Here is a 20,882-nt window from a genome sequence, read left to right as displayed (position 1 = left end):
GCGGTCAGCGCTGCGCGCGCAGGCCGTCCAGGGCCATGCTGACCACCGCGTCCGCGAGCTGGTCGGGGGTCGTGCCGGGGTGCGGGCGGTACCACTCGACCAGGGAGTTGACCATGCCGAAGAGCAGCCGGGTCGCGAGCCGGATGTCCACGTCCGCCCGCAGATCGCCCTCGGCGGCGGCGGCCTTCAGCAGCTCCGCGACCTGGTGGTCGAACTCGCGGCGGCGCTCCAGGGCCCAGCGCTCGGTACGGGTGTTGCCCCGGACCCGCAGCAGCAGGGTCACGTAGGGCAGCTCCCGGGCCAGGACCTCGACCGTGCGGCGCGTGACGTACTCGACGCGCTCGACCGCGCGGCCCCGTATCGCCCCCGGCTCCGCCAGGACCGCGAAGAGCTCGTCCAGGGCCCGGCTGACGGCGCGGTGGAGCAGCTCCTCCTTGCCGGCGACGTGGTGGTAGATCGAGGACTTCGAGATGCCGGCCGCCTTGGAGAGGTGCTCCATCGAGGTGCCGTCGTAGCCGCGCTCGATGAAGACCTGGACGGCGACGGACAGCAGCGTCTCGGGCGTGTACGTGTCCCGCTTGGCCGTGGTCATTCGGTCTCCCCCGCCTCGTCGTCCGGGCCCTCGTCCTCCGGGCTCTCATCCTCCGGGCCCTCGTCCTCGCCCGCCGCGTAGCCGAGCTTGTACAGCGCCAGCGACGGCGCGTACCGGCCGCCCGGACACCGCTCGTCGAGGTGGTGCAGCAGGTCGTACGCCCAGTCGCGGCCGAGCCGGTCGTGCCATGCGGCCGGGCCCACCGGATAGTTGACCCCGAGCCGCATCGCTGTGTCGATGTCCTCGGCGCCCGCCACCCCGCGCGCGACGGCGTCGGCGGTGAGGTCGATCAGCATCGCGACCGTCCGGGCGACGATCATGCCCGGGACGTCGCCGATGACGGAGACCTTCTTGCCGAGCTTCTGGAACAGCCCCACGGCCTCGGAAAGCGTCCGCTCGCTCGTGTCCTCGCTGACGGAGAGCGCGATCCGGGTGGCGTCGCGGTAGTCGAAGGCGAGGTCGAAGTAGACGACGTCGGCGAACTCGATCGCCGTCTTGCCGTCGGCGAGCACGAGCTGCCCCTCGCCGGGCAGCTGGATGTACGGACCCCCGTGCCCGACGGCCGTGACCGCGATCCCGGCCTCCTCCAGGAGGTCCGGGAGCCCGGCCGCCGGTCCGAGGTCACCGACGACGGTCACCTTCTCGGGCGCCTCTTCAGGGCCGGCGGTGTGCGGGGCCGGGGCCTTCGCATCCGGGCCGTACGGGTACCAGCCGTGGCCCGACTTGCGGCCGAGGCGGCCCGACTGGACCAGCCGGCGCTGCGCGAGGGACGGGGTGAACTTGGGACTGCGGAAGAAGGACTCCCACACCGAGCGGGTGACGGCCTCGTTGACGTCCTGGCCGATCAGGTCGGTCAGCGCGAAGGGGCCCATCTTGAAGCCGCCGCTCTCGCGGAGCACGGCGTCGATGGTGGCCGGGTCGGCGCCCTGCTCCTCGTACACCGCGAAGGCCTCGGCGTAGAAGGGCCGGGCGATCCGGTTGACGATGAAGCCCGGGGTGTCGGCGCAGCGCACCGGCGTCTTCCCCCAGCCCAGGACGGTGGCGTACGCACGGCCGGCGGCGGCCGGATCCGTGGCGAACCCGGAGACCACCTCGACCAGCGGCAGCAGCGGGGCCGGGTTGAAGAAGTGCAGACCCAGGAAGCGGCCCGGGTGCGCGAGGCCGGCGGCGAGCTCGGTGACGGAGAGGGAGGAGGTGTTGGTGGCCAGCAGGGCGTCCGGCGAAACCACCTCTTCGAGCGCCGCGAACAGCGCCCGCTTGACGGTGACGTCCTCGACGACCGCCTCCACGACGAGGGCCACGTCGGACAGCTCGGCGAGACCGGCCGCAGCACCGATCCGGCCGATCGCGGCCTCTGCCTCGGCCCGGTCCAGCCGGCCCTTCGCGGCCATCCGCTCGACCCGGTCCTGGACGAACCCGACCGCGTCGGAGGCCAGTGCGGCGTTGATGTCGTAGATCAGCACCCGGTGACCTGCGAGAAGGGCGACCTGGGCGATGCCCTGCCCCATGGTGCCGGCGCCGACGACCGCCACTGTGCGGGACCGCTCGATTGCTGTCATGCCCAGATCCTCCCGCACAGACTTGTCCACAGGTCTGCCGGGCCCTCTTGTCCCGACCGATCGTTCGGTTACTCTAACTCCAGTCTGCTCTTGTTCATCCCTTCTTGCCTGCCCCGATCGCCTGATCCCGCCCGGCTCAAAGAGGAGTTGGTCCCTGATGGCCGCCGAGCTCACCGTCCCCCAGCTGTCCGCCAAGCACCGGCCCACTCTGGACCAGGCGCTGGCCACCATCCGCAGCCGCGCCTACTGGTCCCCGCACCCCGAGCACCCCAAGGCGTACGGCGAGACCGCGCCGGCCGACGGCCTCGCCGCCTTCGAGGCGCTGCGCGGCACCCGGCTCGACCTCGGACAGCCCGGCACCGACGGCTGGACGGGCGCGGAGACCTCCCCGTACGGCGTGGAGCTCGGCGTCGAGTACCCGCACGTGGACCCGGAGGTGCTGCTGCCCGCGATGCGGGCCGGCATGGGCGCCTGGCGGGACGCCGGGCCCGAGGCGCGCGCCCTGGTCTGCATCGAGATCCTGGCCCGGATCTCGGCGCGGACGCACGAGTTCGCGCACGCCGTCATGCACACCAGCGGCCAGGCCTTCATGATGGCGTTCCAGGCGGGCGGCCCGCACGCACAGGACCGCGGTCTCGAAGCGGTGGCCTACGCCTACGAGGAGCAGACCCGCGTCCCGGGGCAGGCCGACTGGTCGAAGCCGCAGGGCAAGAAGGACCCACTGGAGCTCGGCAAGACCTTCACGGCCGTGCCGCGCGGCATCTCCCTGATGATCGGCTGCAACACCTTCCCCACCTGGAACGGCTACCCGGGCATCTTCGCCTCCCTGGCCACGGGCAACCCGGTGCTGGTCAAGCCGCACCCGCGCGCCGTGCTCCCGCTGGCGCTGACCGTCCAGGTGGCCCGCGAGGTCCTCGCCGACGCCGGCTTCGACCCGAACCTGGTCGCGCTGGCCGTGGAGCGTCCGGGCGAGGGCATCGCCAAGGAGCTCGCCGTCCGGCCCGAGATCAAGGTCATCGACTACACCGGGTCCACCGAGTTCGGTGACTGGCTGGAGGCCAACGCCCGCCAGGCGCAGGTCTACACGGAGAAGGCCGGCGTCAACACCGTCGTCCTGGACTCCACCGACAACTACAAGGGCATGCTGTCCAACCTGGCCTTCTCCCTGTCCCTCTACAGCGGCCAGATGTGCACCACCCCGCAGAACCTGCTGATCCCGCGCGACGGCATCGAGACCGACGCCGGGCACAAGTCCTACGACGAGGTCGTCTCGGACCTCGCGGGCGCGGTGGGCGGCCTGCTCGGCGACGACGCACGGGCCAACGCCCTGCTCGGCGCCCTGGTCAACCCGGACGTCAAGGCCCGCCTGGAGGCGGCGGCCGGGCTCGGCGAGGTCGCGCTGGCCTCGCGCGAGGTGACGAACCCCGAGTTCCCGGGCGCGGTCGTGCGCACCCCGGTGATGGTGAAGCTGGACTCCGCCAAGCCGGACGACTCCGCCCCCTACCTCTCCGAGTGCTTCGGCCCGGTCTCCTTCGCGGTGGCGGTCGACTCCACGCAGAGCGCCCTCGACCTGCTGCGGCGCACGGTCCGCGAGAAGGGCGCGATGACGGTCGGCGCGTACACCACGTCCGCGGACACCGAGCGGGCCATCGAGGAGGTCTGCCTGGAGGAGTCGGCGCAGCTCTCGCTGAACCTGACGGGCGGGGTCTATGTGAACCAGACCGCGGCCTTCTCCGACCTCCACGGCTCCGGCGGCAACCCGGCGGCGAACGCCGCGCTGTGCGACGGGGCGTTCGTCTCGAACCGCTTCCGCGTGGTGGAGGTCCGCCGCCAGGGCTAGAGGCTCTCCCTGGGCCCGCCCCAGTGGAAGAGGGTCATGGCCACGCTGGTGGCCAGGTTGTAGCTGGAGACCTGCGGCCGCATCGGCAGGGACACCAGGTGATCGGCGCGGGCGCGCAGCTCGGGCGAGATGCCGTGGCGTTCGGAGCCGAAGGCCAGCAGGGCCTCGTCCGGGAGGGTGAGGGCGCGGATGTCCTCGCCCTCCGGATCGAGGGCGTACAGGGGGCCGGGCGGCAGCGTGTCGAGCTCCACCCGGTCCACGGTCGTGGCGTAGTGCAGCCCCGCGCCGGCCCGGACCACATTGGGGTGCCAGGGGTCCAGATCCCCCCGGGTGACCACGCCGGTGGCGCCGAAGCCTGCGGCGAGCCGGACGACGGCTCCGACGTTGCCCAGGTTGCGGGGGTTGTCGAGGAGCACGATCGGGGCCGTCCGGGGCCGTGCGTCGAGCCGCGCCCGCCCCTCGGCCCGACCGGGCCGGACCGCGAGCGCCGCCACCCCGGTGGGGTGCACCCGCGCCAGCAGCCCCTTGAGCGGAGCCCGCCGCACGAGCCGCGCGACGTCCGCCTCCACATCCGGAGCCAGCTCCCGCGCGAGGCCCCGTACGGCCTCCGGCTCCTCGGCGACGGCGAAGCGCACGTCCGCCCCGAACCGCAGGGCGTGCTTCAGCGCGTGGAACCCGTCGAGGAGGACCAGGTCCTGCCTCTCGGCAGCCCCCTGCCACTGCCGTGCGATCTCCTCGGGACTCCCGTACTCACTCATACGCCGAGCGTACGGTCCCCTCAGCACCCGCTCCTCCCCCTACCCGCCCTTCCTCCGGCGAAGATCCAGCCCCTCCGGCGTTTGAGGAGCGGGGGTCCGGGGGCTGGCCCCCGGCAACGGCGCCGCACGCGGAAACGGGTCCGGGCGGAGCCCGGCTGGGGTCCCCCCGGACGGAGTCTGGGGGATGGTGGAAGGGCGGGTAGGGGACAAGCCCCGCAGGGCCAAGCCTCAGCGCGGAACGGGGCTGGGGAGCGCGGGCTCCGGATCCGCGTACGGCTCCGGTTCCGGGACGGGCCGCCCCCGACCCACCCGCCGCGCAGCGACCCGCGCCCCGAGCCAGACCAGGAACGCCGTCGGCAGAAACACCGCGTCAGCGGCGATCATCGCCAACGAGAAGAACGGCAACCCCAACAGCACCGCGATCCCCGCATGCTCCAGCATCATCAACGCCAGCAGCACGTTCTTGATCCGCCGGTTGAACACCGTGAACGGAAAGGCCACCTGAACCGCGACCGTCCCGTACGACAGCAGCATCACCAGCGTCCCGCTGCTCGCGAGAAAGGCCGAGACCCCGGGCCACGGGGTGAAGTAGTCCAGGTTCAGCGGGTAGTACAGCGCCGTGCCGTCCTGCCACCGCGACCCCTGGATCTTGTACCAGCCGGCCGTGGCGTAGATCAGGCAGACCTCCACCATGATCACCAGCATCCCGGCGTTGTGCAGCAGGTTGGCCAGGACGTCGAGGACGGCCCGCCCCTCCCCCTCCGGCTCGTAGCGGTCGACCATCCACCACAGGGCGGCGAGCACCCACAGGGCCGTGAAGGCCACCAGCCAGCCGGTGCTGAACCCCCCGGTCACCGCCCCGTACGCGAACACCGCCCCGAGCACGCCCCACAGCACCGGCCCCGCCCGCCCGGCCGAGGCCGCGCCGAGGCGGCGGGCACGGCGGGCGTCCAGCGACCAGACCTGTGCGCACCGGGTCAGCACGAGGTAGATCGCCATCAGGTGGATGACGTTGTCCCCGCCGTCGCCCATGAAGACGCTGCGGTTCTGCAGGGACAGCACGCCGACCATGAACACCACGGAGGTCGCCCGGGTGCGCCAGCCCAGCATCAGCAGGGCGGACGACAGCACGGCCACCGCGTAGACGATCTCGAACCAGAGCGCCGAGTCCGACCACATCAGCACCGTGAAGGCGCGGTTCGAGTCGATCAGCCGCCGCGCCAGCTCCCAGCTCCACGGTCCGTCCGGCCCGTACAGCTCGTGGCGGTTCGGGAGCTCCCGCAGCAGGAAGAACAGCCAGGTCCCGGCGAATCCGATGCGGACCACGGCGCTCTGGTACGGCCCCAGCGCCTGCCCGCTGACCCGGGCCAGCGCCCGCCCGGCGGAGGCCTTGAGGCCCGTCGCACCGGACCCCTCCATCCCGGACCCCGTCACACCGGACCCCGTCACACCGTCCACCACGGCAGCTCCCGGTAGTAGGTCTGGGTGTCGGTCTTCTCGTCGGACCAGTGGGGCGCGGCGACCTCCGCGGTCGCCCCGCGCACCTGGATCCGTACGATCCGGCCCTCCGCGTCCCCAGCGGGCTCCAGCCGGTCCAGGGCGATCCGGCGCAGGTACTGCTCGGCCAGTTCGCCGCGCTCGCCGGTGGACTTGTTGTCCTCGTCGTGGGAGGCGGTGAAGAAGTCCCAGGCCCGGCGGAGCTCGTTCTGCTCGGTGTGGCTCGGCAGCAGGCTGTGGTGGATGGCCGCGCCGTCCTCGGCGGACAGATCGCGCCAGGTGCCCGTCACCAGCCGGCCGTCGTCCGTCCGCACTTCCGCGCGCATCTCCACGGCGATGTTCTGCTGGAGCGGGTTGGGGGCGAAGAGCTTCCAGTTCTGTTCGAACTCGGGGTAGATCCAGTAGTCGATCGAGCCCGCGTTCCGCTTGCTGACCGTGTTGGACGGGGCCACGTGCAGGAACACGAGGGCCAGGTGGCAGCAGGCGGCCACCGCCACCGCCCCGAGGGCGAGGGCCGTGACGACCCGGTACGGGGTGGACAGGCCGGCGATTCCGGGCGCCCTGGGCGGGGGCGGAGCCACTCCCGCGAGGGGCTCGCGCGCGTTCGAATCCATCCCGCCCCGATCATCCGGTGTCCACAGGGTTGACCACAGAGGTTGACACCCTACGGGCCCTCGTCCCACCATTGAAGAGCATGAACCGAACGATCGGTCGGTCGGGCGGACGAGGCGGGAAAAGACCTCTGACAGGGGGCCGTGATGGTGACAGTGACCCCGGCAGTGACATCGGGGACCGGGGGGCGGGACGCAGGGCAGGACGCGGGGATCGGCGTGACCGCCGACCTCGGCGCGCAGCTCGCGGCTGCCTTCGACGCGGCCGTGGCGGCCGACGAGCGGGTGGAACCGCGCGACTGGATGCCCGACGAGTACCGCGCCTCCCTGGTCCGCCAGATGGCCCAGCACGCCCATTCCGAGATCATCGGCATGCAGCCCGAGGCGAACTGGATCACCCGCGCGCCCTCCCTGCGCCGCAAGGCGATCCTGATGGCCAAGGTCCAGGACGAGGCCGGACACGGCCTGTACCTGTACAGCGCCGCGGAGACCCTGGGCACCAGCCGCGACGAGCTCCTCGACAAGCTCCACGCCGGCAAGCAGAAGTACTCCTCGATCTTCAACTACCCCACGCTGACCTGGGCCGACGTGGGCGCGATCGGCTGGCTCGTGGACGGCGCGGCCATCACCAACCAGGTCCCGATCTGCCGCTGCTCCTACGGGCCGTACGCACGGGCCATGGTCCGGATCTGCAAGGAGGAGTCCTTCCACCAGCGCCAGGGGTACGAGCTGCTCCTCGCCCTCTCCCGGGGCACCGAGGCCCAGCACGCGATGGCGCAGGACGCCGTCGACCGCTGGTGGTGGCCCTCGCTGATGATGTTCGGCCCGCCGGACGCCGAGTCGGGGCACTCGGCGCAGTCGATGGCCTGGCGGATCAAGCGCCACACCAATGACGACCTGCGCCAGCGCTTCGTGGACATCGCGGTCCCGCAGGCCGAGTCGCTGGGGCTGACCCTGCCCGACCCGGACCTGAAGTGGAACGAGGAGCGCGGGCACCACGACTTCGGAGCCATCGACTGGGCGGAGTTCTGGGAAGTCCTCAAGGGAAACGGCCCGTGCAACGAGGAGCGGATCGGCCAGCGCCGCACGGCGCACGAGGAAGGCGCCTGGGTGCGCGACGCGGCCGCGGCGTATGCGGAGAAGCAGGCAGCGGCCACGGCGGCCGCGGCGACCATCGGAAGCGAGGCTCGGGTATGACGCAGAACTGGCCCCTGTGGGAGGTGTTCGTCCGCTCGCGGCGCGGCCTCTCACACACGCACGCGGGCAGCCTGCACGCCCCCGACGCGGAGATGGCCCTGCGCAACGCCCGCGATCTCTACACCCGGCGCGGCGAGGGCATCTCCATCTGGGTGGTGCCCTCCACGGAGATCACCGCCTCCTCCCCGGACGAGCGGGACCCGTTCTTCGCCCCGTCCGCCGACAAGCCGTACCGGCACCCCACCTTCTACGAGATCCCCGAGGGGGTGCAGCACCTGTGACGAGCACCGAGACGGACACGACGACGGCGAGCTCCGCCGTGACGGCGGCGCTGGCCCTCGGCGACGACGCGCTGATCCTTTCGCACCGCCTCGCCGAGTGGGCTGGCCACGCGCCCGTCCTGGAGGAGGAGGTCGCCCTGGCCAACATCGCCCTCGACCTCCTCGGCCAGGCCCGCGTCCTGCTGTCGACGGCCGGCGACGAGGACGAGCTGGCCTACCTCCGCGAGGAGCGGTCCTTCCGCAACCTCCAGCTGGTCGAGCAGCCGAACGGCGACTTCGCCCACACCATCGCGCGCCAGCTCTACTTCTCGCTCTACCAGCACGAGCTCTACGGGGAGATCGCCCTCGGCGACGGCCCGTTCGCACCGCTCGCCGCCAAGGCGGTCAAGGAGACCGCCTACCACCGCGACCACGCCGAGCAGTGGACGCTGCGGCTCGGCGACGGCACCGAGGAGAGCCGGCGCCGGATGCGCGCCGGCCTGGACGGACTGTGGAAGTACACCGGAGAGATGTTCCAGCCGGTGGCCGGGCTCGAGCCGCTCGACTGGGCCGCCCTGGAAGGCCGTTGGCTGGCCGCGCTCGGCGACGTACTGGAGCGCGCCGGACTGGAGCTGCCCCAGGGCCCCCGGCAGGGCGCCTGGGCCGCCGGAGCCGGCCGGCAGGGACTGCACACCGAGTCCTTCGGCCGACTGCTCGCGGAGATGCAGCACCTGCACCGCAGCCACCCGGGGGCATCGTGGTGACCGGGACCGCCGCGGACGCCCGCACCGAGCAGACCCGGCTGGAGGTGGAGCTGGCCGCACTGGCCGGCTCCGTCCCCGACCCCGAACTGCCCGTGCTCACCCTCGCCGAGCTCGGCGTGATGCGCGGGGTGCGGATGCACGAGGACGGCCACGTGGAGGTCACCCTGACCCCCACCTACACCGGCTGCCCGGCCATCGAGGCCATGTCCGCGGACATCGAGCGGATCCTGACCGACCACGGCATACGGGAGGTCCGGGTCCGGACCGTGCTGGCCCCCGCCTGGTCCACCGACGACATCAGTGCCGAAGGCCGCCGCAAGCTGGCCGAGTTCGGCATCGCCCCGCCGCGGCCGCACGCCGCCGGCGGACCCGTGCCGCTCACCCTGTCCGTCCGCTGCCCGAACTGCGGATCGACCGACACCGAGCTGCTCAGCCGGTTCTCCTCCACCGCGTGCAAGGCGCTGCGCCGCTGCGTCGCCTGCCGCGAACCGTTCGACCACTTCAAGGAGCTGTAGATGGCCGTGTCACCGCCGTCGCCCACGCTGGGGTCCGCGAGCCCGACGCGCCCCGCGCGCCACGGCGCGTTCCACACCTTGACGGTGACGGCGGTCGACCGGCTCACCGAGGACTCCGTGGCCCTGACCCTGGCCGTCCCGCCGGAGCTGCGCGCCGAGTACCGGCACTCCCCCGGCCAGCACCTCACCCTGCGCCGCAGCGGCTCCGCCGCGGCCGGAACCGCTGCCACGTCGGAGGTTCGGCGCACGTACTCCATCTGCTCCGCCGCCCCGGCCGCGGACGGGCCCGGTCCCGCCGCGCTGAGGGTCGGGGTGCGGCTGGTGGAGGGCGGGGAGTTCTCCTCCTTCGCCCACAAGGAGATCACCGCGGGGGACGTCCTGGACGTGATGGTCCCGGCCGGCCGGTTCGTCCTGGACCCCGCGGCGGCGCCGCCCGCCGCGCACTACGCCGCGATCGTCGGCGGCAGCGGCATCACCCCGGTGCTGTCGATCGCCGCCACCCTCCTGGCCGCCCGCCCCGACGCACGGTTCTGCCTGGTGCGCAGCGACCGCAGCGCGGCCTCGACGATGTTCCTGGAGGAGGTCGCCGACCTCAAGGACCGCTATCCCGACCGGTTCCAGCTCGTCACCGTGCTGTCCCGGGAGGAGCAGGAGGCCGGGCTGCCTTCCGGGCGGCTCGGCGAGGACCGGCTGACCGAACTGCTGCCCGCCCTGCTGCCGGTCACGGAGGTGACGGGCTGGTTCCTGTGCGGCCCCTACGGCCTGGTGACGGGAGCGGAGCGGGCGCTGGGCGCGCTCGGCGTGCTCCGCACCCGGGTCCACGAGGAGGTCTTCCACGTCGAGGACAGCGCCCCGCGCCCCGCGCCCACCGCTTCGGCCGACGCCACCCGCGGCCGGGTCACGGCGCGCCTCGACGGCCGCTCGGGCACCTGGCCCGTGCGCGACGGGGAGTCCCTGCTCGACGCGGTGCTCCGGGCCCGGGCGGACGCCCCGTACGCCTGCAAGGGCGGGGTGTGCGGCACCTGCCGGGCGTTCGTCGTCTCGGGCGAGGTGCGAATGGAGCGCAATTTCGCGCTGGAGGAGAAGGAGACGGAGGCCGGGTTCGTGCTGGCCTGCCAGTCGCACCCGGTGTCGGAGGACGTGGAGATCGACTTCGACCGCTGATCGACCCGTCGTCGCCTCCACTGCCGTCCCCCTGTCACGTTTCCAGGCTGTGCTTTTTTAGGAACGTGTTCTATCTTGACGCACCGTCAGACAGAGCACGATTCGGGTACGCGGGAGGACAGGCAGTGGACTTCACCTTCACCGAGGAGCAGCAGGCCGCCGTCGAGGCGGCCAAGGCCGTGTTCGCGGACGTGGCCCCGGACGGCGTGCCCAGCCCCGCGCTCACCCCGAGGGCGGTGGCCGAGGAGTTCGACCGCGCGCTCTGGGCCAAGCTCGCGGACTCCGACCTGCTGACCCTGGTCCTCACCGAGGAGCACGGCGGCTCCGGCCTCGACGCCATCGCCCTGTGCCTGGTCCTGCGCGAGGCGGCGAGGGTCCTGGCCCGCGTTCCGCTGCTGGAGCACTGCGCCACCGCCATGGCCGTCCAGGCCCACGGCAGCCCCGAGCTGGCGAGTGCCCTGCTGCCCGGCGCCGGGAACGGCAGCCTCGTCCTGACCGTCGCCGCGCACGGCCGCAGCGGCCACGACCCGGCCGAACTGGCCGTCACCGCACGGCAGGAACAAGAAGGGGACACCTGGGTCCTGGAAGGCCTCCAGACGACCGTCACCTGGGGGCACAGCGCCGACTGGATCGCCGTACCGGCCCACACCGGGGAGGGCGAGGCAGTCATCGCGTTCGTCCCCCGGGCCGCCGGGGGCCTGTCCCTCGCGGAGCAGTACTCCACCAGCGGGGAGCGGCTCGCCGAGCTCACGCTCGACGGCGTACGGGTCCCGGCCGCGCACCTGATCGACGCTCCCGGCGCCTGGGACCACCTGCGCCAGCTCCTGGCCACCGGGACCTGCGCGCTCGCGCTGGGCCTCGGCGAGAACGTGCTCACCATGACCAGCCAGTACACGAGCAAGCGCGAGCAGTTCGGCTTCCCGGTGGCCAGTTTCCAGGCCGTCGCCGTCCAGGCCGCCGACCGCTACATCGACCTGCGCGCCATGGAGGTCACGCTCTGGCAGGCCGCCTGGCGGCTCGACGCCGCCACGGGCGGAGCGGGCGGACCGCTGCCGAGCGCCGGCGACGTGGCCGTGGCCAAGATCTGGGCCTCCGAGGGCGTACGCCGCGTCGTGCAGACCGCACAGCACCTGCACGGCGGCTTCGGCGCCGACACCGACTACCCGCTGCACCGCTACCACGCCTGGGCCAAGCAGCTGGAGCTCCAGCTCGGCCCGGCCGCGGCCCACGAGGAGGCACTGGGCGACCTGCTGGCCGCCCACCCGCTCGCCTAGCCGCTGAGGGGCCGGAGACGTCTCAGACGACGAAGCCCGGGGTGCCCGCGTCGGTGACGACCGGGCGGCCCGCGGCCTCCCAGTCCTGCATGCCGCCGGCCACGTTCACGGCGTCGATGTCCTGGCCCCGCAGGTACTGGGCCACCTGGGCCGAGCGTCCGCCGACCCTGCACATCACGTAGACCGGGCGCTCGTCCTCGATCTTCTCGGTCAGCTCACCGATGCGCGCCACGAACTCGCTCATCGGGATGTGCAGGGCGCCCTCGGCATGGCCGGCCGCCCATTCGTCGTTCTCGCGAACGTCGAGGACAAAGGCTTCGGAGGGCAGCGCGGAGGCGGCCACCGAGGGAAGCGGTCCGGAGTTCATGTCTGTCGCCTTCTCTCGTCACGGATAGCTGAGCCAACCTATCCGACCCTGCCCCGGCCTCACTCTGCGGCGAGGGCCGCCAGCTCCGCCTCACGCTTCTCGACGTCGCCGAGCAGCTGTTCGGCGATCTCCTCCAGCAGCCGGTCCGGGTCCTCCGGAGCCATCCGCAGCATCGACCCGATCGCGCTCTCCTCCAGGTCCCGGGCCACCACCGACAGCAGCTCCTTGCGGCGCGAGAGCCATTCCAGGCGCTCGTACAGCTCCTCGCTCTCGCTCAGCCGCTGCTCCGCCGGCGCCGGGCCGGCCGCCCACTCCTCGGCCAGCTCACGCAGCAGCTGCTCCTCGCCGCGCCCGTACGCCGCGTTGACCCGGGCGATGAACTCGTCGCGCCGCTCGCGCTCGGCCTCGTCCTGGGCCAGGTCGGGATGCGCCTTGCGGACCAGCTCGCGGTAGAGGCGGCGCACCTCCTCCGAGGGCCGCACCCGCTCCGGCGGCCGCACCGCACGGTCCGTGAGCATCGCGGAGGCGTCGTCGGACATCCCGTCCGCGTCCAGCCAGTCGTGGAACAGCTCGTCCACCCCGGGCATCGGCATCACCAGCGAGCGGGCCTCGCGCGCACGGCGCAGGTCCTCCGCGTCACCGGTCCTCGCCGCCTTCGCCTCGGCGATCAGGGCGTCCAGCTCGTCCAGCCGCGAATACATCGGTCCGAGCTTCTGGTGGTGCAGGCGGGAGAAGTTCTCCACCTCCACCCGGAAGGTCTCCACCGCGATCTCGAACTCGATCAGCGCCTGCTCGGCGGCCCGCACGGCGCGCTCCAGGCGCGCCTCGGGCCGCTCGTCGGCGGCGGGGCCGGAGCCGGAGCCGGGCGTGGAGTCGGGCTCGGACGCTTCGGGAACAGTCTGCTCGCTCACCCGGCCAGCCTAAGGCCCGCAGGCCCGGGTGTTTCACGTGAAACATCCACCGGTTTCACGTGAAACATCCCGAGCCCGAGCCCGTGCACGGGCTCGGCCTCCAGCCGCTCAGACCCCGGACTCCGCCGCGATCCGCCCGGACCGTACCGCCTCCACCAGCACCGCGTGGTCGGCCTCGCTGCGGTCCGCGTAGGCCACGGCGAAGCCGGCCACGGCCTCGTCCAGCTCGTCGCTCTTGCCGCAGTACCCGGACAGCAGCCGCGGATCCGCGCTGTGCGCGTGTGCCCGCGCCAGCAGGGCCCCGGTCATCCGCCCGTAGTCGTCGAACTGGTCGGCGGCCAGCGCCGCCGGGTCCACGCTGCCCTTGCGGTTGCGGAACTGGCGGACCTGGAAGGGCCGCCCCTCCACCGTCGTCCAGCCCAGCAGGATGTCGGAGACCACCTGCATCCGCTTCTGCCCGGCCACCACCCGACGGCCCTCGTGCTCCTCCGGCGGGGAGACGAAGCCGAGCCCCGGCAGGTGCGGCAGCAGTGCGGAGGGCCTGGCCTCCTTCACCTGGAGGACCAGTGCCTCACCCCGGTGGTCCAGCAGCAGCACCACGTAGGAGCGGGTACCGACGCTGCCCGTGCCCACCACCCGGAAGGCCACGTCGTGGATCGCGTACCGGGCCAGCAGCGGCAGCCGGTCGCCCTGGAGGGTCTCCAGGTACGGGCCCAGCGCGGCCGCCACGGCCGCCGCCTCCCCGTCCCCGACCCGGCGCAGCACGGGCAGCGCGTCCACGAAGGCCCGGCCGCCGTCGGGCGTGAGCTCGGTGGACTTGGCCGCGAAGCGTGCGGAGGTGTTGTTGCGGGCCTTCTCCGAGACGCGTTCCAGCGTGCCCAGCAGGTCACGGGCATCGGTGTGCGAGACCAGTTCCTCGTCCGCGATGGCGTTCCACGCGTCCAGGGCCGGCAGTTTGGCGAGCAGGCGCATCGTGCGCCGGTAGGCGCCCGCCGCATCGTGCGCGGCGGCGCGGCAGGTGTCCTCGTCCGCGCCGGCCACCCGGCCGGCCAGGACCAGCGAGGTGGCCAGCCGCTTGAGGTCCCACTCCCACGGGCCGAAGACGGTCTCGTCGAAGTCGTTGAGGTCGATGACCAGGCGGCCGCGCGCGTCCCCGTACAGGCCGAAGTTGGCCGCGTGGGCGTCTCCGCAGATCTGCGCGCCGATCCCGGTCACGGGACCGCCGGAGAGGTCGTGCGCCATCAGCCCGGCCGAGCCGCGCAGGAAGGCGAAGGGGTTGGCGGCCATCCGGCCGACCCGTATCGGCGCGAGCTCGGGGACCCGGCCGACGTTGGACTCCTCCACCGCCCGCACCGCGTCCGGACGGTCGGCCGGGGCCTCGAACCGCGCGTGCACCGACCGGGGCACCCGCACGCGCAGCGCCTTGCCCGCCTCCCGGGGAGAACCCACGGAAGAAACCGGAGCAGAACCCGCGGCAGAACCGGAGGGAGACCCGGAGGAAGACCCGGCCCGCCGGGCGAACCCCTCGACCTCCGGGATCCGTACCTTCGTCGACTCCGGTCCCACACCGTGCTGCCGCGCTACCGCCGTCATGCGCCCCGCCCCCTGATCGCCATCGGATTTCGGCCCGACCGTATATCTACAGCCCGGCGTCCCTGGCCAGCAGGGCCGCCTGTACGCGGTTCTCGCATTCCAGCTTCGCCAGGATCCGGCTCACGTACGTCTTCACCGTGGCCTCGCTCATGTGCAGCCGGCGCCCCGCGTCCGCGTTCGACAGCCCCTCCCCGAGCAGCGCCAGTACCCCGCGCTCGCGCTCGCTCAGTTCGGCCACCCGGCGCCGCGCCCCTTCCTCCCGGCCGGCGCTCCGGCCGGACGCGAGCTGGTCCACCACGTGCCGGGTCGCCGCCGGGGACAGGTACGCGTCCCCCGCCGCGGCCGCCCGTACGGCGCCGATGAGTTCGCCGGGCGCCGAGTCCTTCAGCAGGAACCCCGCGCCGCCGCCGCTCAGGGCCCGCAGCACGTTCTCCTTCTCCCCGAAGGTGGTCAGGATCAGCACCCGCACCTCGGGCGCCGCCCGCCCGAGCTCGGCCAGTGCCGTCAGCCCGTCCATCACCGGCATCTGGATGTCCAGCAGCACCACGTCCGGGCCGTGCGCCCGCGCCAGTTCCACCGCCTCCCGGCCGTTCGCCGCCTCGGCGACGACCTCGATGTCCGCCGCCGAGGTCAGGATCATCCTGATCCCGGCCCGGATCAGCGGTTCGTCGTCAGCGATCACCACGCGGATCACCTTGGCTGTCACCCCTGCTCCTACTGCTTGGCCTCGTACGCCTGCTTGTCGACGAGCTTGCCGTCCTTGAAGCAGAACCGGAAAACGCTGTCGCTGTCCCAGTCTCCGCCGCCGTCCGCGAGCAGGGTCAGACAGCTGGCGCCCCGCGGACGCGGCGGCCCCTGCCGGTCGAGTCCCTCGGTCAGGATGCTGTCCCCGCTGGGCAGCCGCGACCGTACCGCGCCCTCCGGCTCGCCCACCTGGATCTCGTCGTAGTCGGCCCGGCCGATGCTCGCGTCGCTCACCGAGCCCACCAGCAGCGCCACCGCGGCTCCGATCACGATCAGCAGCACCACCACGGCGGCGACCGCGATCCCGCAGCCCAGCGTCACGCCCCCGACGCGGCTGCCGCCGCTCAGCAGCTTCCGGTCGATCGCGTCCCAGTCCACCGGCCCGGCACCCGCGCCCGAGCCGAGGGTCCTGGCCTGCACCTGCTGCCCGAAGTCGTCGGCGACCCCGCCCATCCCCCGCTCCCGGGCCCCGGCCGGCTCGGTCCCGTAGGGAAGCACCCCGGCCACCCGGAACCCGCCGCCCTCCACGGTCCCCGCGTAGACCATGCCGCCCACCAGCCGGGCCCGTTCGCGCAGCCCGGTCAGCCCCTGCCCACCGGACACCACCTCACCGGTGCCCGGACCGGCCGCCGGTCCGTTGGCGATCTCCACCACCAGGGAGTCGTCCTCGTACCGCAGCTCCACCGTGATGGGCGCGCCCGGCGCGTGCTTGTAGGCGTTGGTCATCGCCTCCTGCGCGATCCGGTACGCCGCGTGGTCGCACGCCGCGACCAGCGGCCTGGGCTGCCCCGCGGTGGTGAGCCGTACGTCCGTCCCCGCGCTCCGCGCCGACTCCACGATCCCGGCGATCCCCGCCACCCCGCGAGCGGCGGGCTGCGCCTCCTCGACCGGCAGCGGCGCCTCCACCCCGTCGCGCAGGATGCCGACGACCTCGCGCAGCTCGTGCATGGCGGCGACCGAGGCCTGCCGCAGGACTCCCACCGCCTCGCGCTGCCGGTCGGTCAGGACCGGATCAACCTCCAGCGCACCGGTGTGCACCGAGATCAGCGCGAGCTGGTGGCCAAGGCTGTCGTGCATGTCCTGGGCGATGCGCTGGCGTTCGCGCAGCCGGGCCTGGCCCGCGACCATGGCCCGCTCGCGCAGCAACTGGGCGTTGCGCTCCTGGAGGGCGCGCAGCAGCGTATGGCGCTGGGACCAGTAGCGGCTGGCCAGACCGGGCATGACCACCATGGCGAGGAACATCAGCGCGCTGAAGACGATGATCAGCACCGCGCGGCCCTGCGACCAGTCCTTGACCACGCTGAGGGCGACGGCCAGGGCGAAGGCCGCGGTGAAGGCGCCGAGCGCCCGTCCGACGCCGACGATGCGGCGCCCCGCCGACCAGCCGAGCGGGATCACCACGAGGAAGGCCCCCGGCAGGTAGGCGCTCAGCGCCGAGCCGGCCACCAGCGTGAACACGGGCAACCGCCGCCGCAGCAGGGTCAGCACCACCACGACCACGGAACTGGCCAGCATCCGCGCCGGGGAACCCTTGTCGATCTCCTCGATCCCCAGCCCGACCAGCACCAGCAGCCCGGCCAGTGCCAGGTCCCCCGCCAGCATCCGCCGGGTCCAGGGCTCGGGCCCCTTCACCCAGTCCCGTCCCGCACGCGCCCTCGCCGTCACATCCACGCGACCGACCCTAGACACGGCGCCCCCGTCAGGCCTCCCTCTTTCGTCGCGCCCACCCGCTACGAAAGTCTCCCGGCGCAGTCCGCACCCGCGCCGAGACCCTCGTCACGCGCGCGTCCGCATCCCGGACACCCTCCGGGGTCCCCCGGGCACGACGAAAGAGCCCCCGCTCCGGATTTCTCCGGAGCGGGGGCTCTTCACTCTGTGCGCGAGGGGGGATTTGAACCCCCACGTCCCGAAGGACACTGGCACCTGAAGCCAGCGCGTCTGCCGTTCCGCCACTCGCGCAAAGTGACTACCAGCGGCTCTTCCCTTGCGGGCCGTTCCCCTGGCGACATCGGAACATTAGCACGTCGGAGGGGCTGGATTCACATCGCTTTTCGTGCTCTCCCGACGCCCGCCGACGACCGCCCCTCCCGCACCCGGCCGCCGGTGCGGGACACTGTCCTCGGGGCGCCCCTACGATCGCTTGTGAGGACCAACACTCATGCGCACGTGACCGATGGGGAACCACCCGAATCCGCCATGCGTGGATACGATCAGTAAGCAGTACAGGGCGACAACGACGGAGGAGGTGCCCCATGGGAGTCCTGAAGCGGTTCGAGCAGCGACTCGAAGGTCTGGTGAACGGCACCTTCGCCAAGGTGTTCAAGTCCGAGGTCCAGCCGGTGGAGATCGCGGGCGCCCTCCAGCGCGAGTGCGACAACAACGCCACCATCTGGAACCGCGAGCGGACCGTTGTCCCCAACGACTTCATCGTGGAGCTGAGCACGGGCGACTACGAGCGCCTGAGCCCCTACTCCGGCCAGCTCGGCGACGAGCTCGCGGGCCTGGTCCGCGACTACGCCAAGCAGCAGCGCTACAGCTTCATGGGCCCCATCAAGGTCCAGCTGGAGAAGGCCGACGACCTGGACACCGGTCTCTACCGGGTCCGCAGCCGCACGCTCGCCTCCAGCACCTCCCAGCCCGGCGCGGGCCAGGGGCAGGGCCACCAGGCCCCCCCGGACCGGCCCGGCGGCTACGGGTACCCCCCGGCCTCCGCGCCCCCCATGCCCGCGGGTCCGCCCCCGGGCGGGGCCGGCGCACGCAGGCCGGTACCCGGCGGACCGGCACCCGTACCCACCGCAGGCGCCGTCCGGCGCCACTGGATCGAGATCAACGGCACCCGCCACCAGATCTCACGCCCTACGCTCGTACTCGGCCGAAGCACCGAAGCCGACGTGCGGATCGACGACCCCGGCGTATCGCGCCGGCACTGTGAGATCCGGACCGGAACGCCCTCGACCATCCAGGATCTCGGGTCCACCAACGGCATCGTGGTGGACGGGCAGCACACCACCCGCGCTACGCTCCGCGACGGTTCGCGGATCGTCGTGGGATCCACCACCATCATTTACCGGCAAGCCGAAGGGTGAAGCGGGGGCAATGTCAGAGCTGACCCTGACGGTCATGCGGTTGGGTTTCCTGGCCGTTCTGTGGCTGTTCGTCATCGTGGCCGTCCAGGTCATCCGCAGCGATCTCTTCGGTACGAGAGTCACGCAGCGCGGTTCCCGACGCGGCGGGGGCGCTTCCGGCGCCCCGGCCCAGCAGGGCGGCCGCCAGGCCGCGGCCCCACCGCAGCAGCGCCAGCGCCGCGGTGCGCCGACCAAACTCGTCGTCTCCGAGGGCACCCTCACGGGCACCACGGTGGCCCTCGCCGGCCAGACGATCACCCTGGGCCGCGCCCACGACTCCACGATCGTGCTGGACGACGACTACGCCTCCAGCCGGCATGCCAGGATCTACCCCGACCGTGACGGCCAGTGGATCGTCGAGGATCTCGGGTCCACCAACGGCACGTATCTCGACCGGACCCGGCTGACCACCCCGACGCCCATTCCGCCGGGCGCCCCGATCCGCATCGGCAAGACCGTCATCGAGCTGCGGAAGTAGTACGAGAATGAGCGAGCGGAGCGAGCGAGCCGCAGCGGTCCGTCCCACCGGGGACACGGACCCGAGCGCGCTCCAGGCCGGAGGGTGGGCAGTGTGGCTCAAGACCGGTTGTACCCCGAGGCATCCACAGGGCAGGTGCGCATGAGTCTGTCCCTGCGGTTCGCCGCCGGATCGCACAAGGGCATGATCCGGGAGGGCAACGAGGACTCCGGCTACGCCGGCCCCCGTCTCCTCGCGATCGCCGACGGCATGGGCGGCCAGGCCGCCGGTGAGGTCGCCAGCTCCGAGGTGATCTCCGCCCTCGTGCAGCTCGACGACGACGTCCCGGGCTCCGACATGCTCACCGCGCTCAGCACCGCGGTGCAGCGCGCCAACGACCAGCTGCGCGTCATGGTCGAGGAGGACCCCCAGCTCGAGGGCATGGGCACCACGCTCACCGCCCTGCTGTGGACGGGCCAGCGCCTCGGCCTGGTCCACGTCGGCGACTCCCGCGCCTACCTGCTCCGCGACGGCGTCCTCACGCAGATCACCCAGGACCACACCTGGGTGCAGCGCCTGGTCGACGAGGGCCGGATCACCGAAGAGGAAGCCACCACCCACCCGCAGCGCTCCCTGCTGATGAGAGCCCTGGGCAGCGGCGACATCGTCGAGCCCGACCTCTCCATCCGCGAGGTCCGGGTCGGCGACCGCTACCTGATCTGCTCCGACGGACTCTCCGGCGTGGTCTCCCACCAGACCCTGGAAGAGACCCTCGCCGACTACCACGGCCCCCGCGAGACCGTGGCCTCGCTCATCCAGCTCGCGCTGCGCGGCGGCGGCCCCGACAACATCACGTGCATCGTGGCCGACGTCCTCGACACCGACAGCAACGACACCCTGGCCGCGCAGGTCAACGACACCCCGGTCGTCGTCGGCGCGGTCGCCGAGAACCAGCACCACCAGCTCTTCGACGGCGGCAACGCCATGCAGACCCCGGCCGGCCGCGCCTCCGGGCTCGGCCGCCAGAGCCCCCCGCCCGCCGGCGCCTTCGGCCCTCCCGGCAGCGGTGAGGCACCGGGTTACGGCGGTTACGGCGCCCAGGGACAGGGCGGCGGAGCCGACGGGTACGGCAGCTTCGGCGAGGCCGACCCGTACGACGGCGACTCCGGGTACGAGGACACGTACGACCACCCGCGCAGGCGCCGCGGCAAGGGCCGCAAGTGGACCACGCGCACGCTCACGCTGCTCGTGGTCCTCGGTGTCATCGGCGGCGGACTCTACGCGGGCTACCGCTGGACCCAGACGCAGTTCTACGTCGGCGCCAAGGACGAACACGTCGCGCTCTTCCGCGGGATCAGCCAGAAGCTGGGCCCGCTGGAGCTCTCCAAGGTGGAGACCGACCGCCCCGACATCGAACTGAAGTACCTGCCGCCCTTCAAGCGCAAGCAGGTCGAGGACACGATCAGCGAGAGCAGCCTCGACGCCGCCCGCACGAAGATCGACGAACTCGGTACCCAGGCCTCCGCGTGCAAGAAGGACGAGCAACGGCGCGCGGCCGAGGCACAGGGCAACCAAACGCCCGGCCCCGTCCTGACTGCCGCCGAGCAGCAGGTCGTCAGCCAGTGCGATAAGCAGTAGTCATACGCGGGCACAG

20 protein-coding genes and 1 tRNA gene are annotated in these 20,882 nt (G+C 72.5%); 10 read left to right on the top strand and 11 right to left on the bottom strand.

Annotated features, from left to right (window positions below):
• Nucleotides 1-4: 4 nt before the first annotated feature.
• Complete coding sequence (locus OG435_RS23385; RefSeq protein ID WP_266879379.1) at nt 5-592, bottom strand: TetR/AcrR family transcriptional regulator; 588 nt, start codon at nt 590-592, stop codon at nt 5-7.
• Entirely contained in the window at nt 589-2,151 is a 1,563-nt protein-coding gene (locus OG435_RS23380) for a 3-hydroxyacyl-CoA dehydrogenase (RefSeq protein ID WP_266879377.1), read from the bottom strand. The genes OG435_RS23385 and OG435_RS23380 overlap by 4 nt, the downstream gene beginning before the upstream one ends.
• Before the next feature lie 157 nt (nt 2,152-2,308).
• On the opposite strand from OG435_RS23380, the gene paaN reads away from it, so the two are divergent.
• Nucleotides 2,309-3,991: a phenylacetic acid degradation protein PaaN gene (gene paaN / locus OG435_RS23375; RefSeq protein ID WP_266879375.1), complete on the top strand. Its 1,683-nt coding sequence runs from the start codon at nt 2,309-2,311 to the stop codon at nt 3,989-3,991.
• On the opposite strand, the gene OG435_RS23370 is transcribed toward paaN, so the two are convergent.
• The 3 genes from OG435_RS23370 to OG435_RS23360 form a co-directional block, all read right to left on the bottom strand.
• Nucleotides 3,988-4,749: a TrmH family RNA methyltransferase gene (locus OG435_RS23370; RefSeq protein ID WP_266879373.1), complete on the bottom strand. Its 762-nt coding sequence runs from the start codon at nt 4,747-4,749 to the stop codon at nt 3,988-3,990. The genes paaN and OG435_RS23370 overlap by 4 nt on opposite strands.
• Before the next feature lie 228 nt (nt 4,750-4,977).
• Nucleotides 4,978-6,168 carry an HTTM domain-containing protein gene (locus OG435_RS23365; protein ID WP_266879371.1) on the bottom strand — a complete coding sequence of 397 codons (1,191 nt, stop codon included), beginning with the start codon at nt 6,166-6,168 and terminating at the stop codon, nt 4,978-4,980.
• Nucleotides 6,169-6,194: 26 nt separating this feature from the next.
• Nucleotides 6,195-6,860 carry a DUF5819 family protein gene (locus tag OG435_RS23360; protein WP_266879369.1) on the bottom strand — a complete coding sequence of 222 codons (666 nt, stop codon included), beginning with the start codon at nt 6,858-6,860 and terminating at the stop codon, nt 6,195-6,197.
• A 144-nt stretch (nt 6,861-7,004) separates the two neighbouring features.
• Here OG435_RS23360 and paaA point away from each other — a divergent pair, with 144 nt between their 5' ends.
• The 6 genes from paaA to OG435_RS23330 all read left to right on the top strand — a co-directional run bounded on the left by paaA (nt 7,005) and on the right by OG435_RS23330 (nt 12,031).
• Complete coding sequence (gene paaA / locus OG435_RS23355) at nt 7,005-8,054, top strand: 1,2-phenylacetyl-CoA epoxidase subunit PaaA (RefSeq protein ID WP_266879367.1); 1,050 nt, start codon at nt 7,005-7,007, stop codon at nt 8,052-8,054.
• On the top strand, nt 8,051-8,335 hold the full coding sequence (gene paaB, locus OG435_RS23350) for a 1,2-phenylacetyl-CoA epoxidase subunit PaaB (RefSeq protein ID WP_243331024.1): 285 nt from the start codon (nt 8,051-8,053) through the stop codon (nt 8,333-8,335). The genes paaA and paaB overlap by 4 nt, the downstream gene beginning before the upstream one ends.
• Nucleotides 8,332-9,078 (top strand): 1,2-phenylacetyl-CoA epoxidase subunit PaaC, encoded by a 747-nt coding sequence (gene paaC / locus OG435_RS23345; RefSeq protein ID WP_266879364.1) that lies wholly within the window; start codon nt 8,332-8,334, stop codon nt 9,076-9,078. The genes paaB and paaC overlap by 4 nt, the downstream gene beginning before the upstream one ends.
• Nucleotides 9,072-9,593: a 1,2-phenylacetyl-CoA epoxidase subunit PaaD gene (gene paaD / locus OG435_RS23340; RefSeq protein ID WP_430625675.1), complete on the top strand. Its 522-nt coding sequence runs from the start codon at nt 9,072-9,074 to the stop codon at nt 9,591-9,593. The genes paaC and paaD overlap by 7 nt, the downstream gene beginning before the upstream one ends.
• Nucleotides 9,594-10,757 (top strand): 2Fe-2S iron-sulfur cluster-binding protein, encoded by a 1,164-nt coding sequence (locus OG435_RS23335; RefSeq protein ID WP_266879360.1) that lies wholly within the window; start codon nt 9,594-9,596, stop codon nt 10,755-10,757.
• A gap of 125 nt (nt 10,758-10,882) precedes the next feature.
• Complete coding sequence (locus OG435_RS23330) at nt 10,883-12,031, top strand: acyl-CoA dehydrogenase family protein (RefSeq protein ID WP_266879358.1); 1,149 nt, start codon at nt 10,883-10,885, stop codon at nt 12,029-12,031.
• Between the two features lie 22 nt (nt 12,032-12,053).
• Here the strand turns inward: OG435_RS23330 and OG435_RS23325 are convergent, their stop codons facing one another.
• From OG435_RS23325 to OG435_RS23300, 6 genes are all read right to left on the bottom strand, one after another.
• Nucleotides 12,054-12,398: a rhodanese-like domain-containing protein gene (locus OG435_RS23325; RefSeq protein ID WP_250738739.1), complete on the bottom strand. Its 345-nt coding sequence runs from the start codon at nt 12,396-12,398 to the stop codon at nt 12,054-12,056.
• Between the two features lie 59 nt (nt 12,399-12,457).
• A complete protein-coding gene (locus OG435_RS23320) occupies nt 12,458-13,309 on the bottom strand; it encodes a J domain-containing protein (RefSeq protein ID WP_266879355.1) in 852 nt (283 codons plus the stop codon).
• 108 nt (nt 13,310-13,417) lie between these two features.
• Nucleotides 13,418-14,902, bottom strand: a complete 1,485-nt coding sequence (locus tag OG435_RS23315) for a DUF2252 domain-containing protein (RefSeq protein ID WP_266879353.1) — start codon at nt 14,900-14,902, stop codon at nt 13,418-13,420.
• A 46-nt stretch (nt 14,903-14,948) separates the two neighbouring features.
• Nucleotides 14,949-15,596 carry a response regulator gene (locus OG435_RS23310; protein WP_266882012.1) on the bottom strand — a complete coding sequence of 216 codons (648 nt, stop codon included), beginning with the start codon at nt 15,594-15,596 and terminating at the stop codon, nt 14,949-14,951.
• Nucleotides 15,597-15,616: 20 nt separating this feature from the next.
• Complete coding sequence (locus OG435_RS23305) at nt 15,617-17,317, bottom strand: sensor histidine kinase (RefSeq protein ID WP_266879351.1); 1,701 nt, start codon at nt 17,315-17,317, stop codon at nt 15,617-15,619.
• A gap of 205 nt (nt 17,318-17,522) precedes the next feature.
• Nucleotides 17,523-17,605 (bottom strand) — tRNA-Leu (locus OG435_RS23300).
• A 293-nt stretch (nt 17,606-17,898) separates the two neighbouring features.
• Between OG435_RS23300 and OG435_RS23295 the strand changes: the two genes are divergently transcribed.
• The 3 genes from OG435_RS23295 (at nt 17,899) to OG435_RS23285 (ending at nt 20,866) form a co-directional block, all read left to right on the top strand.
• On the top strand, nt 17,899-18,732 hold the full coding sequence (locus OG435_RS23295) for an FhaA domain-containing protein (protein ID WP_266879349.1): 834 nt from the start codon (nt 17,899-17,901) through the stop codon (nt 18,730-18,732).
• Between the two features lie 10 nt (nt 18,733-18,742).
• Nucleotides 18,743-19,249 carry an FHA domain-containing protein FhaB/FipA gene (locus OG435_RS23290; RefSeq protein WP_266879347.1) on the top strand — a complete coding sequence of 169 codons (507 nt, stop codon included), beginning with the start codon at nt 18,743-18,745 and terminating at the stop codon, nt 19,247-19,249.
• A 141-nt stretch (nt 19,250-19,390) separates the two neighbouring features.
• Nucleotides 19,391-20,866: a PP2C family protein-serine/threonine phosphatase gene (locus OG435_RS23285; RefSeq protein ID WP_266879346.1), complete on the top strand. Its 1,476-nt coding sequence runs from the start codon at nt 19,391-19,393 to the stop codon at nt 20,864-20,866.
• The last annotated feature ends 16 nt before the right edge of the window (nt 20,867-20,882 follow it).

It is taken from the genome of Streptomyces sp. NBC_01264 (assembly GCF_026340675.1).
Classification (GTDB): domain Bacteria; phylum Actinomycetota; class Actinomycetes; order Streptomycetales; family Streptomycetaceae; genus Streptomyces.
The sequence above is the reverse complement of the archived record's forward strand: the minus strand, read 5'-3'. Positions and strand labels throughout refer to the sequence as shown.